Consider the following 13169-nt stretch of genomic DNA (forward strand, 5'->3'; position numbering starts at 1 on the left):
GGCGATGATCGGTCGGCTGACATTCGGCGTGGGTCTGGCGCTCCTGGTGGCGGGCTGCGGTGGGGATAGCCGGGCGCTCCACGCGGTGGGCTCCTCCACCGTCTTCCCCTTCACGCAGGCGGTCGCAAAGGCCTTTGTCGCGGCGGACAGCAGCCGCAAACCGCCGCGCATCGAATCGATCGGCACGGGTCCCGGCATCCAGAAGTTCTGCGCCGGCGCCGGCGGCGAGTTCCCCGACATGGCCGATGCGTCGCGGCGGATGCGCCGCGTCGAGTACGACAAATGCCAGGCGAACAAGGTTGGCGAGCTGCTGGAATTGCAGATCGGGCTCGACGGGCTCGCGCTCGCCGAAGCGAACGCCGGGCCCAAATTGTCGCTCACCGACAAGGACATCTACCTCGCACTCGCCGCCCGTCCGATGGGACAGCCGAACACCGCAAGGACCTGGCGCGACGTCAACCCGGCGCTGCCGGCTGTGCCGATCCAGGTGCTCGCACCGCCCGCGACGAGCGGTACCCGCGACGCCTTTCTCGAGCTGATCATGGAGCCGGGCTGCGTGAAGGCGATGCCGGCGGCCGAGAAGCTGCGCGGGGTCGGCGATCCGGCCGCGTTCGACGCCGCCTGTCGTCAGCTCCGCAGCGACGGCGCCGTCACCGAGCGCGCGGAGGGCGACGATGCCGCCGTCCTCAGCACGCTCGGCCGGACGCCCGGCGCGGTCGGCCTGGTCGGCTACTCGTTCCTGGAGCGCAACGCGCAGCGGCTGCACGGAGTGCCGATCAACGGCGTGGCACCGGCTTACGATGCGATCGCCGGCGGCCGCTACCCGGGAGCGCGGACGCTCTACCTGTACGTCAAGAAGAAGCACCTCGACGCGCAGCCGAGCCTCAAGGCCTTCCTCGAGCTCTACGCCGCGATGTGGAACCCTGGCGGCGACCTCGCCAAGCTCGGACTGATCGCCGGGTCCGATCGCGCTCGCGCCCGTTCCGCCGAAGCGATCCGCGGCGGCTTCGCGCTGGAGCCTGAGGCGCTACCCTAACGCCATCCCCGGAAGCGCTCCGCCACGCCGTGGAGCAGGCCGTGGTCGCTCGTCTCGAACAGGTCCTCCGGGTTTTCGGGATCGAGCACCTCGTTGTCGGCCAGCCACGCCTCGACGCTCGACAGGTCGGGCGTCAGATAGTCGCGCAGCGTGCGGGCGGGCCCGCGCAGGCGGTCGATGGTGGCGATCAGCGAACCCGTCTCGGCGAGCGCTGCCGCGACCTCCTCCGGCGTGCGGTCCAGGTGCTCGGCAATCAGGCCGTCGCGGATACGGGCGACGCACGCGCGCTTGCCCGCGTCCGCGACCTCGATCGCGACATCGCACTCGGTGTCGAGCCGCATCGAGCGGTTGTTGAAGTTGGAGGAGCCGACGCGGAGCAGCACGTCGTCGACCACCAGCACCTTGGCATGGACGTAGATCGGTGCGCCCGCGGCCGTCACCGGCAGATAGATGCGCAGGCGGCGATGCTTGTCGCGGCGGCGCAGCGCCTCCACCAGGCGGGCGCGCGCACTGTCCATCGCGATGGGCTCGAGCCAGCCCTCCGCCGTGTCCGGATTGACGACGACGACCTCCGGCCCGTCCGACTCGTCCAGCCGCTTCGCGATCGCGGCGGCGATCCGCCGTGAGGCGAAATACTGGCTCTCGGCGTAGATCCAGCGTTTCGCCTGCGCGATCGCGGCGAGGTACAGCGCCTCGATCTCGTGAATGCCGGGCTCGTCCTCCATCTCGGGCGAGGTGCGCGCGATGCCGACCGCGATGTCGGCGAAGTCCACCGGCAGGTGCTCCGGCCAGCACTCGGTGCGCGGCGCGGGTGTCGGCAGCGGATCGCCGCCCGCGAGCACCCAGCGGTCGCGCGCGAGTTCGCCGAGTGCCGCCGCGGCCGGCCCCTCCAGCGCAGTGGTTGCGTCGTGCCACGGCTTGGTGGGCTTGCCGCCGGGCAGGACCCGCTGCGGCTCGTCGTCGCGGTGGGCGCGGGTGTCCCAGCGGCCGGCGGTCATGTCGATCCCGCCGCAGAACGCCAGGCAATCGTCGATCACCACGATCTTCTGGTGGTGCGACGCGCCGGTCGGATGATGCCCGTCGAGCTTGGCCTCGATCCGGTCGTGGCGCATCCAGTTGAGCACGGTCAGCAGCGTGGAGCCGCGCGCGAGTGTCTTCAGCGCACCGACATCCCAGCGCAGCAGCTTGACCTTGAGCGTCGGGGTGCGCTCGACCAGCCAGCTGATGAAGTCGCCGACCGTCTCCGGCCCTTCATCGGCAACCGGCTCGGCCCCGGCCAGGCGGATGCGGGCGTCGAAGTCCCACCCGATCAACAGGATCTGCTCGCGCGCCTGGAGCATCGCCGCGCGCGCCGCGCGGAAGTAATCGTCGGCATCGACGATCACGGTGGCGCGTGTCGCCTGTTCGATCCGCCAGCAGGTCTCGCCGGGGATGAGAATCGGCATGGGCCCTCCCTTCCTTGCTGCTCCCGGCTAGCGGACGCGTGTTACAGGATCGCGCGGACCAAGTCTGCCGGGCGCGCGATCACGGCCCCCTGTTGGTCGCGGGCGACCGGTCGTTCAATATAATTCGGCGCGCAGACGGGGAGACTTGGCCGCCAACACCTTGGCGTCGCCGCATGCAGCAGCGAAAGCGCGTCCGAACAGCGCGGATCGTGCCAGATCGTCGCGGTCACGCTGCGGGTTTGAGGTAGCGGTCGAACCAGTCGACCGTGCGCTTGAGCGAATCGAGCTGGTTCTCGCGCTTCTGGAAACCATGGCCCTCGGCCGGGTAGAACACCGTTTCCACCACATTGCCCTTGGCCTTCAGGATGTCGTTGACCTCCTGCGCCTGGCCGCGCGGCACGCGGATGTCGTTCTCGCCTTGGATCGTCAGCAACGGCGCCTTGGCGGCGCGGATGTAGGTGAGCGGGGAGGCGGCGTCATAGACCTTGGGGTCGGTCTCTGGCGTGCCTAGCAGGCCGCGCTGGTACGCCTTCAGCACCTCGTCCTGATCGCGGTACATCGTCCGCCAGTTGATGATGCCGAACCATTGGACGCCCGCGGCGAACTCGTCGGGGGTGCGGCCGAGCGCCATCAGCGTCATGAACCCGCCGTAGCTGCCTCCGAAGATGCCGACGCGTTTGGGATCGACGTAGCCGGAGGCCACCAGAAAGGCTTTGGCCGCGACGGTGTCCTTCAAGTCGCCGCCGCCCAGGTCCTTGTAGTTCGCGTTCTGGAACGCCTTGCCGTAGCCGGTGGAGCCGCGGAAGTTCGGCTGAATGGTGATGTAGCCGCGGCTGGCGAAGGCGGCGGCGTAGCGATTGTAGCCGTCCTCGGCGCGGCCGGTCGGGCCGCCGTGCGGCATGACGATGGCGGGGTTCGTGCCGTCGCGCTTCAGGTTGGCGGGAATCGTGACCACGGCGGTGATGAGCGTGCCGTCGAAGCTCTTGTAGGTGACGACCTGCGACTTCGGCAGGGCGGCCGGGTTCAGGCTGGCGATCGCGAGCTGGGTGACGGGGCGCGTCGTTCCGGTGGCGAGATCATAGGTGAGCAGGTTGACCGGCGTATCGGCGCCGGTGTGCACCACCGTCAGCGTGCGGCCGTCGGGCGAGCGCGGGTCGGTACCGAACAGGTAGTTCGCGCCGGGCGGCAGCGCGAGCGGCGTTTCCGCCCTGCTCGCCAGATCATAGCTGACGAGCGCGCTGCGGACGTCGTCGCTCGCCTCGACGATCAGCGCTCGGCCGTCCCGCGTGAAGACCCGCGACGACTGGCCCCACGGCGACCGCTTCAGCCAGCGCCACTTCGCGCCCGCGACCTCGTAGACGCCGGCGTGCATCTGGCCGGTGCCCTCGTCCGTCGTCACCGCGATCGAGCGCCCGTCCGCAGTCGCGTCGCTCGCCTGGTAGACGGTCTCGGCCCTGCCGAGCAGGCGGGTCGCGGCGCCGGTGGCCGCGTCGACGCGCCACACCTCGCTAACCCGGTAGTCGACCCGGTCCCGGTTCGCGAGGATGGCGCGGCCGTTCTCGATCCAGGCGACCGGGGTCCAGCCGAACTGCGGGTCGGCCTCCCGGGTCAGCACGGTGACCTTGCCGGCCGCGTCCATGACCGCGAGGTTAGACTGGCCTTCGCTCTTGAGCTTGGTCGAGAGGGCGACCCGGCCATCGGCAGGCCCGGCGACCAGATTGCCCTCGCGGCGGTCGGGCGAGTTGGTCAGGTTCTCGACCGCGCCGCCGTCAACCGGTACGCGGTAGACGTCGGTGTACTCGTTGCCTCCGACGTCCTGCTCAAAATACAGATACTTGCCGTCGGCCGAGGCGAGCAGCCCGCTCTGCGTGTCGTCGGCCTGGGTCAGCTGGAGCGGCCAGCTGCCGCCCGCGTCGGTGCGCCAGATGTTGTAGCGGCCGGTGAGGTTGGTCGAGACGAACAGGTGCTTGCCGTCCGCGCTCCAGGCGACGCCCTGCATGCCGCGTGAGGTGCCGATGTCCTCCAGCGGCACCGGGCTGGCCACCGAACCGGCGGGTGAGGCGAGCGAGCGGGGATCGGTGACCGGGCGATCGGGCGTTCGGACCTGGGCCCCAAGCGGTACCGCCGTCGCCAGCAACACACCCAGCAGCAGATAGCGCATCGTCCCGCCCCCTTGTCCCTCACGAGTCCCCCGCGCTCAATCCTCCTGCTTCGCGAGCCATTCTTCAAGCCACTTGATCGTGTAGGCACCGTCCTGGAACTCTGGGTCGTCGAGTAGCGCCTGGTGGAGCGGAATGGTGGTGGTGATCCCGTCCACCACGAACTCCTCCAGCGCGCGGCGCAGGCGCCGCAGCGCGCCCGCGCGGGTGGTGCCGTAGACGATCAGCTTGGCAATCATGCTGTCGTAATAGGGCGGCACGCGGTAGCCGGCGTAGAGCCCGCTATCGACCCGCACGTTCATGCCGCCGGGCGCGTGGTAGCCGGTCACCAGCCCCGGCGAAGGCGCAAAGGTGCGTGGGTTTTCGGCATTGATCCGGCACTCGATCGCGTGGCCGCGGAACTCGACATCCTCTTGGCGTAGCGTCAGCGACTCGCCCTCGGCGATGCGGATCTGCTCGCGCACCAGGTCCAGGCCTGTGATCGCCTCTGTCACCGGATGTTCGACCTGAAGGCGGGTGTTCATCTCGATGAAGTAGAACTCGCCCGCTTCCCACAGAAACTCGATGGTACCGGCCCCGCGGTAGCCCATCTCGGCCATGGCGCGGGCGACGATGCCGCCCATCCGCTCGCGCTCGGCCGGCGTGATGACGGGGGAGGGGGCTTCCTCCACCACCTTCTGATGGCGGCGCTGGAGCGAACAGTCGCGCTCGCCCAGGTGGATGGCGTTGCCGTTGCCGTCGCCGAAAACCTGAAATTCGATGTGGCGCGGGTTGCCCAGGTACTTTTCCAGGTAGACGGTGGCATCCCCGAACGCGGCCTTGGCCTCGCTGCCGGCCTGCTGCATCAGCGTCTCGAGCTGGTCGGGGCGATCGCACACCTTCATGCCGCGTCCGCCGCCGCCCGACGCTGCCTTGATGATCACGGGATAGCCGATCCGCTCGGCGAGCGCCGCGGCTTCGGACACGTCGCTGATCGCACCATCGGAGCCGGGGACCAGCGGCAGGCCGAGCGCGCCCGCGGTGCGCTTCGCCTCCACCTTGTCGCCCATGGTGCGGATATGCTCGGGCTTGGGGCCGACGAAGATCAGGCCGTGCGCCTCCACGATCTCGGCGAACTTGGCGTTCTCGCTCAGGAAGCCATAGCCGGGATGGATCGCATCGGCGTGGCTGATTTCCGCCGCGGAGATGATGTTGGGAATGTTAAGGTAGCTCTCGGCCGCGGACGGCGGACCGATGCAGATCGCCTCGTCCGCCAGCCGCACGTGCATGGCATCGGCGTCGGCAGTGGAGTGCACCGCGACCGTCTTGATCCCCATCTCGTGACAGGCGCGGTGGATGCGCAGCGCGATCTCGCCGCGGTTGGCGATCAGCAATTTCTCGATCTTGGCCACAGGCTTACTCGACGACGACGAGCGGCTGGTCGAATTCAACGGGCTGGCCGCTCTCGACCAGAATCGACCGGACCGTGCCGGCCGCCGGCGCGACGATTGGGTTCATCACCTTCATCGCTTCCACGATCAGCAGCGTGTCCCCGGCGGCGACCTGCTGCCCGACGCTGACGAACGGCTTCGCCTCCGGGTTGGGAGCGAGATAGGCCGTGCCGACCATCGGCGACTTGACCGCGTTGGCGGTGCTCGCCGGCGCGGATGCGCCCGTCTCGGCTGCGATCGCTGCGGCCGGCTGGGGCGCTGTGACGAGCGGAGCGGGCGGCGGCGGCGCATAGGCGGCGACCGGCGCGGCGGCGGCCGGCGCCTTGCGAGCGACGCGTACCTTGCGGTCGCCGTCCTCCACCTCGATCTCGGTCAGCTGCGTCTCGTCGAGCACCTGCGCGAGCTGGCGGACCAGCTCGATGTCGACGCTGATCGCCCCCGATCCCCTGCTGTTGTCGCTCATTCGCCCCTCAGATACCGTGAAATCTCGAAAGCGCGTGCCCTTGTCAGAAGCGTGCGGCGGCGTCCAGCGCGAGCAGATAGGATAGCGCGCCGAACCCGGCGATTGTTCCGCGGGCGGCACGGCCGACGTAACTCAGGTGGCGGAAGTCCTCCCGCCCATGCGGGTTCGACAGGTGCACCTCGATCACCGGGGTGCGGATCGATCGGATCGCGTCGTGGAGCGCGACCGACGTGTGGGTGTAGCCGCCCGGATTGAGAATCACGGCCCGGGCAGCGACCGCCTGCGCCTCGTGCAGCCAGTCGATCAGGTGCCCCTCGTGGTTCGACTGGCGCATGTCGATCTCCAGGTCGAGCTCGCGGGCGCGATCCTCCAGCTGCCCGGCGATGTCGTCCAGCGTCTCGTGGCCGTAGACAGCCGGCTCGCGCGTGCCGAGCAGGTTGAGGTTGGGGCCGTTCAGGACGAAGATGGTGTCGGGCATGGCGCTCCCCGGTTGCGACTGGGGAGCGAACCCCATATCTGCCGTCCTCCCTACCCGTTCGTGTCGAGCGAAGTCGAGACACGCGTTGCAAACGGGCGATCTTTGACCCAAGCGCTTCTCGACTTCGCTCGAAGCGAACGGGGGAGTTACCATGGCCCACACCGACGGCACTGTCTCCATCACCGTCAACGGCGAGCACAAGCGCGTGCCCGCCGGCACCACGCTGACGCAGCTTGCCGAGTCGCTGGGCCTGGTTCCCGCCAAGCTCGCGATCGAGCGCAACCTGGAGGTGGTGCCGCGCTCCACCCACGACCAGGTGACCGTGGAAGACGGCGACGACCTGGAGATCGTCCACTTCGTCGGCGGCGGCGACCACGGCGCAAGCGTCGATCAGGACAGCTGGACCGTGGCCGGACGCACCTTCCGCTCCCGGCTGATCGTCGGCACCGGCAAGTACAAGGACTTCGCGCAGAACGCCGCCGCGCTCGAAGCGTCAGGGGCGGAGATCGTGACGGTCGCCGTGCGCCGCGTGAACGTCAGCGATCCGTCGGCGCCGCGCCTGACCGACTTCATCGATCCCGCCAAGGTCACCTACCTGCCCAACACGGCCGGATGCTTCGATGCCGAGAGCGCCGTCCGCACGCTGCGTCTGGCGCGCGAGGCGGGCGGCTGGGACCTGGTCAAGCTGGAGGTGCTCGGCGAGGCGCGCACCCTCTACCCCGACATGCGCGAGACGCTGAAGGCGACGGAGGTGCTGGTCCGCGAAGGCTTCAAGCCGATGGTCTACTGCGTCGACGATCCGATCGCCGCCAAGCAGCTGGAGGAGGCAGGCGCGGTCGCGATCATGCCGCTCGGCGCGCCGATCGGCTCCGGGCTCGGCATCCAAAATCGGGTCACCATCCGCCTGATCGTGGAAGGCGCGAAGGTGCCGGTGCTGGTCGACGCGGGCGTCGGCACCGCGTCCGATGCCGCGGTCGCGATGGAGCTCGGCTGCGACGGGGTGCTAATGAACACTGCGATCGCCGAGGCCAAGGATTCGGTCATGATGGCGGCGGCGATGAAGGCGTCGGTCGAGGCGGGGCGGCTCGCCTACCGTGCCGGGCGCATGGGCCAGCGGCGCTATGCCGATCCCTCCAGCCCGCTCGCCGGGTTGATCTGAGAACGCGCCCGCTTGCCGGCCGAAGTCGGCAAGCGAGCGGTACGTCAGGCGTGGCCGAGCAGTTGTTCGGCAAGCTTCGTGTGCCGCTCGTCGGCCTGCTTGGCCTCGTCCGCCGCCGCCTTCATGTCGCGCGCGACGTCTTCCAGCCCGAGGTGCCGGGCGTAGTTCGCCATGGTCCCGAATGCGGCGATCCAGTAGTGCAGCGCGAGCTGGCCGCTCGCGATGATGCCGAGGTCGCGCGCCGTGTCGTCGTCCGCCTGCTCCCGGATGCGGCGGCTGACCTCATAGTGCGCCTCCAGGATCGGATTGTTGCCCTGGTTGCCGTCGCCAGCCTGCTGCAGCGCGCGGCCGATTAGGTCCGCCCAGCGCCTCGACGTCTCCTTACCCTGCTCCAGCGCGTCCCGCAGTTCTGGATTCGTAGCATCGTCACTGATCTCGTCAGTCGCCCGTGCCGCGACATCGCTGCCGGCCTTCATCGCCGACAGACCCTGCGCGACCAGCGTCTTCAGATTGTCCTCGTCCATGACATTCTCCTGCCGACCCACAGCGCGCCGGTATGCGCAAGATGGTCTGGCAGCCGCACTGGTTGCGACTCGGCACGACGCTAGCGACGGAGCGGGCCTTGTTCCGGTCGTTGCGCAGGCACCTGCAATCTGGATCAAGGAACGACCGTCGCCAGCGATCGTTCTATGATCAACCAGTAGGAGTACGAACCATGGGTGAACTCACCGACAAGATCGCCGGCAACGTCAACGAGGCCGTCGGTAAGGCGAAGCAGGCTCTCGCCGGCGACGGCCACGACCGCGACGAGCATCTGGCGGCCGAAGGCGCGGCACAGGAGGGCAAGGGCAAGGCGCAGCAGTTCACCGGCAAGGTGAAGGGGGCGCTCGGCGACGACATCTAGGCTGTCGCCACGCCAGTAGACGCAAGCGGCCGTCCGGGTGACCGGGCGGCCGTTTCTCATTCATCAAGCCGAGTTGAACGGGCGTTCAACTCGGCTTGACCCGGTCGCGGCGCCGGTCCTAAGCGCGGTGGCGAACGCTGGGAGAGGCAAGCGCGTGGACAAGCTCTATCCGGATGCGGCGGCGGCGCTCGACGGGCTGCTTCATGACGGCATGACGATCTGTGCCGGCGGCTTCGGCCTGTCCGGCATACCGGAGCGGCTGATCGACGCGATTCAGGCGAGCGGGGTCACCGGGCTGACCATCGCCTCCAACAATGCCGGGATCGACAACGAGGGGCTCGGCAAGCTGCTGCGCAGCCGCCAGGTCAGGAAGATGATCTCCTCCTACGTCGGCGAGAACAAGGAGTTCGAGCGCCAGTACCTGTCGGGCGAGCTGGAGGTCGAGTTCTGTCCGCAGGGGACGCTGGCCGAGCGCTGCCGCGCCGGTGGCGCGGGCATCCCCGGCTTCTACACGAAAACGGGCGTCGGCACCCTGGTCGCCGAGGGCAAGGAAGTGAAGGAGTTCGACGGGGAGGAGTATATTCTGGAGCGTGGCATCCGCGCCGACCTGTCGATCATCAAGGGCTGGAAAGCGGACGAGAGCGGCAACCTCGTCTTCCGCAAGACGGCGCGCAACTTCAACCAGCCGATGGCGACCGCTGGGCGGGTCTGCGTGGCGGAAGTGGAGGAGGTGGTGCCGGTCGGCGCGCTCGATCCCGATCACATCCACCTGCCCGGCATCTACGTGAAGCGCCTGATCGTCGGTGCGCCCTACGACAAGAAGATCGAGTTCCGCACGACGCGGCCGCGCGAGGCGGCGTGATGACGGCGGAGGTGGTCGACCTCCAAGCGCTGATCGCGATCCACGGCGCGGTGCGCTACCACAACCGGCCGGTCGCCGCGGTCAACGACCACGTCGTTCGCGTGTCGGTGATGACCGAGCCTTATTTCTGGCACCGGCACCCGAACAGCGACGAGACCTTCCTGGTGATCGAGGGCGAGGTCGAACTCGCGCTCGAGGATCGAACGCTCCTGCTGCGGGAGGGCCAGGTCGCGACCGTTCCGGCGGGCGCGGCGCACTGCAGCCGCCCGCTCACCGCTCGATCCGTCAATCTGACGATCGAGCGTGCCGACCTGGTCACCGAGCGCGTCGCGCGGTGAAGGTGGCGGTGCGTCTGGGCGTGATCCTGATGCCGGCTGCGCTTGGCGGCTGCGTCGCCGCGGCCGCGCTCGCGCCGGTGGTAGCCTCGTCAACCGCGATCGTGCGGAGCCGGATGCAGGAGGCGCAGGTCAAGCGCAGGGCACCGCCGGCTACTCCGGTCGCGAGCGATCCCGCGCCGCCCCAAGCCCTCCGAATCGGGGACGCGCCGGCACTGCCTCCGGCGAGTACGGGAACCATGCCGGCGGGCATGCAGTATCTCTACGGCTCCGGGGAGGCGGTGGGGGCGTCGGTGCAGGCGTACCAGGCGCTCGCCCGCTACCTCCGCGACCAGGCGGCGGTTCGCAGTGGCCTGAGGCAGCTGGTGCTCGCCGACGGTGCGACCCTCGACGCGCCACGCTTCGAGCCGTGCGGGCCGAAGCCAAAGGCGGTGGTGCTCGACATCGACGAAACCGCGCTGCTGAACCTCGGGTACGAGGCAGATGAAGCACGGCGCGGCAGCGGCTATGACCAGGCACGGTGGGAGCGCTGGGAACGGACGGGTGCAGACAAGGTGGTGGCGGTGCCCGGCGCGAAGGCTGCGCTTGACGCCGCGCGCGCGGCCGGCATCACGGTCATCTTCAACTCCAACCGGGCGAACGCGAACGCCGCCGCGACGGAGGCCGCGCTCACCCATGCTGGGCTCGGGCCCGCCCGGCACGGCACGACGCTGTGGCTGCGCGGCGATGACGGCGGCGGCTCGGGCAAGGACGATCGCCGCTGGGCAATCGCCAGCGGCTACTGCGTCGTGGCGCTGGTCGGCGACCAGCTCGGCGACTTCAGCGACCTCTTCAACGTCGCCGGGCTGACGCCGTCCACCCGCCGCGCGCTCGCCGGCGGGCCGGCGCTCGCCCGGCTGTGGGGCAATGGCTGGTTCGTCCTGCCCAACCCCGTTTACGGCACCGCACTGAAGGGCGACGCCGATGAAATCTTTCCGAGAGACACGCGCTGGACCGATCCGGCGCAGGAGAAATAGCATGCCCTGGGATCGCAACCACATGGCGGCGCGCGCCGCAAAGGAGCTGCGTGACGGCTTCTACGTCAATCTTGGCATCGGCATTCCGACGCTCGTCGCGAACAACATCCCCGCCGGCATGACGGTCACGCTGCAGAGCGAGAACGGCATGCTCGGGATCGGCCCCTTCCCGTACGAGGGCGAGGAGGACGCCGACCTGATCAACGCGGGCAAGCAGACGATCAGCGAACTGCCGCAGTCGGCCTATTTCGGGTCGGAGCAGAGCTTCGCGATGATCCGCGGCGGCCACATCGACCTGACGGTGCTCGGTGCGATGGAAGTCGCGGAGACCGGCGACATCGCCAACTGGATGATCCCGGGCAAGATGATCAAGGGGATGGGCGGCGCCATGGACCTGGTCGCCGGCGTCAAGAAGATCATCGTGGTGATGGAGCATACCGCCAAGGACGGCAGCCCCAAGTTCATCCCGGCCTGCACCCTGCCGCTCACCGGGCGCAACGTCGTCGACATGATCGTGACCGACCTGGCGGTGTTCCAGCGACCGGACCATGCCTCTCCGTTCCGGCTGCTCGAACTGGCGCCTGAGGTAACCGCTGACGAGGTCGCGGCAAAGACGACTGCGCATTACGTCAGCTGAGCGCGGTTTCCGGCATCTTCCACGCATAGAGCACCAGCCCCAGCGCAGCCACGGCGGCGAGCACGAGAAAGGCGAGGTCGTACCCGCCCCAGGTGATCAGGGTGCCGGCGATCGTCGGACTGAGCGCCGCGCCCGCACCCTGGACGGTCGCCACCGCGCCCTGCGCCACGTTGAAGCGGCCGCTGCCCCGCATCACGGCGGCGACGACGACGGGAAACAAGGCACCGAAGATGCCGGCGCCGACCCCGTCGAGCAGCTGCACGCCGAGCAGCCAGGCGGGTGTATCGCTCAGCGTGTAGAGCACGCCGCGCAGACACAGCACCGCGAAGCCGACGAGAAAGATCGGCTTGTGCCCCCAGGCGTCCGCCTTTCGGCCGACGATGACCGCAACCGGCACCATCACCAGTTGCGCCCCGACGATGCACGCCGCCATCAGCGAGGTCGCCTGTCCCGCGCCGACCTCTCGCCCGAGCAGCTGGCCGACCGACGGCAGCATCGCCGCATTGGCGAGGTGAAAGGTAAAGGCGCTCGCCGCGAAGATGCCGAGCGCCGGCGTATGCGTCAGCACCGACAGGAGTGAGCCCGGCGCGGCGGCCTCCACCTCCGCACCGTCCGGACAGCCGCGCGCGACGTCGTGGTCGATCGCTCCCTCGTCGATGCGCGCGAGCGCGAGTACGCTCAACGCCGCAAGCGTCGCCATCAGGTAGAAGACGGCGACCGGCCCGAAGTACCAGGCAGTGGCGCCGGCGATCGCGGCAGCGACGGCGTTGCCGGCGTGGTTGAAGGCTTCGTTGCGGCCGATCCGCTTGGCAAAAGCACGCGGGCCGACCAGCCCGAGCGTAATCGCGGCGAGACCGGGGGCGAACACCGCACCGGCAATCGCCGCAACCGATTGGCTCACCGCGACAAGCGTGAACCCGGCGACAAAGGGCAGGCTGACCGAAGCGATCGTCACCAGCACGGCCGCGACGATCAGTACCGTCCGTTTCGCCCGCACCCGGTCGATCAGCGCCCCGGCCGGGGTGGTGGCGAGCAACCCGGCGATGCCGGCGATCGTCAGCACCAGGCCCACGGTCGCTTCGTTCCACCCGCGCTCCGGCCCACGCACCGCGATGAGGTAGATCGCGAGGTAGGGGCCCAACCCATCGCGGACATCGGCCAGGAACAGGTTGGCCGCGTCGAGGGCGTGGACGTTGCGGGGCGGCGGATCGGGCATCGGCAGCGTCCGGAAAGCAGGTGCGACGA

At 69.1% G+C, this 13169-nt stretch carries 14 protein-coding genes; 7 read left to right on the top strand and 7 right to left on the bottom strand.

Features of this window, described 5'->3' with window-relative positions; all coding sequences use genetic code 11:
• Positions 1 to 4: 4 nt before the first annotated feature.
• Entirely contained in the window at positions 5 to 1036 is a 1032-nt protein-coding gene (locus CRO12_RS12075) for a substrate-binding domain-containing protein (RefSeq protein ID WP_097065033.1), read from the top strand.
• Here the strand turns inward: CRO12_RS12075 and CRO12_RS12080 are convergent.
• The 5 genes from CRO12_RS12080 to aroQ all read right to left on the bottom strand — a co-directional run bounded on the left by CRO12_RS12080 (position 1033) and on the right by aroQ (position 7011).
• The gene (locus tag CRO12_RS12080) at positions 1033 to 2481 is read right to left on the bottom strand and encodes a phospholipase D-like domain-containing protein (protein WP_097064355.1); all 1449 of its coding nucleotides are present in this window, start codon (positions 2479 to 2481) and stop codon (positions 1033 to 1035) included. The two genes, CRO12_RS12075 and CRO12_RS12080, sit on opposite strands and share 4 nt — an antisense overlap.
• A gap of 226 nt (positions 2482 to 2707) precedes the next feature.
• The gene (locus CRO12_RS12085; protein ID WP_097064356.1) at positions 2708 to 4642 is read right to left on the bottom strand and encodes a S9 family peptidase; all 1935 of its coding nucleotides are present in this window, start codon (positions 4640 to 4642) and stop codon (positions 2708 to 2710) included.
• A 36-nt stretch (positions 4643 to 4678) separates the two neighbouring features.
• Positions 4679 to 6031: an acetyl-CoA carboxylase biotin carboxylase subunit gene (gene accC, locus CRO12_RS12090; protein WP_097064357.1), complete on the bottom strand. Its 1353-nt coding sequence runs from the start codon at positions 6029 to 6031 to the stop codon at positions 4679 to 4681.
• A 4-nt stretch (positions 6032 to 6035) separates the two neighbouring features.
• Positions 6036 to 6533, bottom strand: coding sequence for an acetyl-CoA carboxylase biotin carboxyl carrier protein (accB, locus tag CRO12_RS12095; protein ID WP_097064358.1), 498 nt, complete (start codon positions 6531 to 6533; stop codon positions 6036 to 6038).
• 43 nt (positions 6534 to 6576) lie between these two features.
• Positions 6577 to 7011, bottom strand: coding sequence for a type II 3-dehydroquinate dehydratase (aroQ, locus tag CRO12_RS12100; RefSeq protein ID WP_097064359.1), 435 nt, complete (start codon positions 7009 to 7011; stop codon positions 6577 to 6579).
• 151 nt (positions 7012 to 7162) lie between these two features.
• On the opposite strand from aroQ, the gene thiS reads away from it, so the two are divergent.
• Complete coding sequence (gene thiS, locus CRO12_RS12105; protein ID WP_097064360.1) at positions 7163 to 8170, top strand: sulfur carrier protein ThiS; 1008 nt, start codon at positions 7163 to 7165, stop codon at positions 8168 to 8170.
• Positions 8171 to 8214: 44 nt separating this feature from the next.
• Here thiS and CRO12_RS12110 read toward each other — a convergent pair whose 3' ends face one another.
• Complete coding sequence (locus CRO12_RS12110) at positions 8215 to 8694, bottom strand: YciE/YciF ferroxidase family protein (protein WP_097064361.1); 480 nt, start codon at positions 8692 to 8694, stop codon at positions 8215 to 8217.
• Between the two features lie 191 nt (positions 8695 to 8885).
• Between CRO12_RS12110 and CRO12_RS12115 the strand changes: the two genes are divergently transcribed.
• The 5 genes from CRO12_RS12115 (at position 8886) to CRO12_RS12135 (ending at position 11924) form a co-directional block, all read left to right on the top strand.
• The gene (locus CRO12_RS12115) at positions 8886 to 9074 is read left to right on the top strand and encodes a CsbD family protein (protein WP_097064362.1); all 189 of its coding nucleotides are present in this window, start codon (positions 8886 to 8888) and stop codon (positions 9072 to 9074) included.
• A 154-nt stretch (positions 9075 to 9228) separates the two neighbouring features.
• Positions 9229 to 9936 (top strand): CoA transferase subunit A, encoded by a 708-nt coding sequence (locus CRO12_RS12120; protein WP_097064363.1) that lies wholly within the window; start codon positions 9229 to 9231, stop codon positions 9934 to 9936.
• Positions 9936 to 10274 (top strand): cupin domain-containing protein, encoded by a 339-nt coding sequence (locus tag CRO12_RS12125; RefSeq protein WP_097064364.1) that lies wholly within the window; start codon positions 9936 to 9938, stop codon positions 10272 to 10274. Before CRO12_RS12120 ends, CRO12_RS12125 begins: the two co-directional genes overlap by 1 nt.
• Positions 10271 to 11287 carry an HAD family acid phosphatase gene (locus CRO12_RS12130; protein ID WP_245858467.1) on the top strand — a complete coding sequence of 339 codons (1017 nt, stop codon included), beginning with the start codon at positions 10271 to 10273 and terminating at the stop codon, positions 11285 to 11287. Before CRO12_RS12125 ends, CRO12_RS12130 begins: the two co-directional genes overlap by 4 nt.
• 1 nt (position 11288) lies before the next feature.
• On the top strand, positions 11289 to 11924 hold the full coding sequence (locus CRO12_RS12135) for a 3-oxoacid CoA-transferase subunit B (protein ID WP_097064365.1): 636 nt from the start codon (positions 11289 to 11291) through the stop codon (positions 11922 to 11924).
• On the opposite strand, the gene CRO12_RS12140 is transcribed toward CRO12_RS12135, so the two are convergent.
• On the bottom strand, positions 11917 to 13140 hold the full coding sequence (locus CRO12_RS12140; protein WP_097064366.1) for an MFS transporter: 1224 nt from the start codon (positions 13138 to 13140) through the stop codon (positions 11917 to 11919). The two genes, CRO12_RS12135 and CRO12_RS12140, sit on opposite strands and share 8 nt — an antisense overlap.
• Positions 13141 to 13169 lie beyond the last annotated feature (29 nt).

This window comes from Sphingomonas guangdongensis, from assembly GCF_900199185.1.
In the GTDB taxonomy this organism is placed as follows: domain Bacteria; phylum Pseudomonadota; class Alphaproteobacteria; order Sphingomonadales; family Sphingomonadaceae; genus Sphingomonas; species Sphingomonas guangdongensis.

What these genes read in the sequence shown, in the direction of transcription:
- CRO12_RS12125 (WP_097064364.1), top strand. Translation starts at nt 9,936, where the DNA reads ATGACGGCGGAGGTGGTCGACCTCCAAGCGCTGATCGCGATCCACGGC.
- CRO12_RS12140 (WP_097064366.1), bottom strand. Translation starts at nt 13,140, where the DNA reads ATGCCCGATCCGCCGCCCCGCAACGTCCACGCCCTCGACGCGGCCAAC.
- thiS (WP_097064360.1), top strand. Translation starts at nt 7,163, where the DNA reads ATGGCCCACACCGACGGCACTGTCTCCATCACCGTCAACGGCGAGCAC.
- CRO12_RS12110 (WP_097064361.1), bottom strand. Translation starts at nt 8,694, where the DNA reads ATGGACGAGGACAATCTGAAGACGCTGGTCGCGCAGGGTCTGTCGGCG.
- accB (WP_097064358.1), bottom strand. Translation starts at nt 6,533, where the DNA reads ATGAGCGACAACAGCAGGGGATCGGGGGCGATCAGCGTCGACATCGAG.
- CRO12_RS12080 (WP_097064355.1), bottom strand. Translation starts at nt 2,481, where the DNA reads ATGCCGATTCTCATCCCCGGCGAGACCTGCTGGCGGATCGAACAGGCG.
- aroQ (WP_097064359.1), bottom strand. Translation starts at nt 7,011, where the DNA reads ATGCCCGACACCATCTTCGTCCTGAACGGCCCCAACCTCAACCTGCTC.
- CRO12_RS12085 (WP_097064356.1), bottom strand. Translation starts at nt 4,642, where the DNA reads ATGCGCTATCTGCTGCTGGGTGTGTTGCTGGCGACGGCGGTACCGCTT.
- CRO12_RS12075 (WP_097065033.1), top strand. Translation starts at nt 5, where the DNA reads ATGATCGGTCGGCTGACATTCGGCGTGGGTCTGGCGCTCCTGGTGGCG.
- CRO12_RS12135 (WP_097064365.1), top strand. Translation starts at nt 11,289, where the DNA reads ATGCCCTGGGATCGCAACCACATGGCGGCGCGCGCCGCAAAGGAGCTG.
- CRO12_RS12115 (WP_097064362.1), top strand. Translation starts at nt 8,886, where the DNA reads ATGGGTGAACTCACCGACAAGATCGCCGGCAACGTCAACGAGGCCGTC.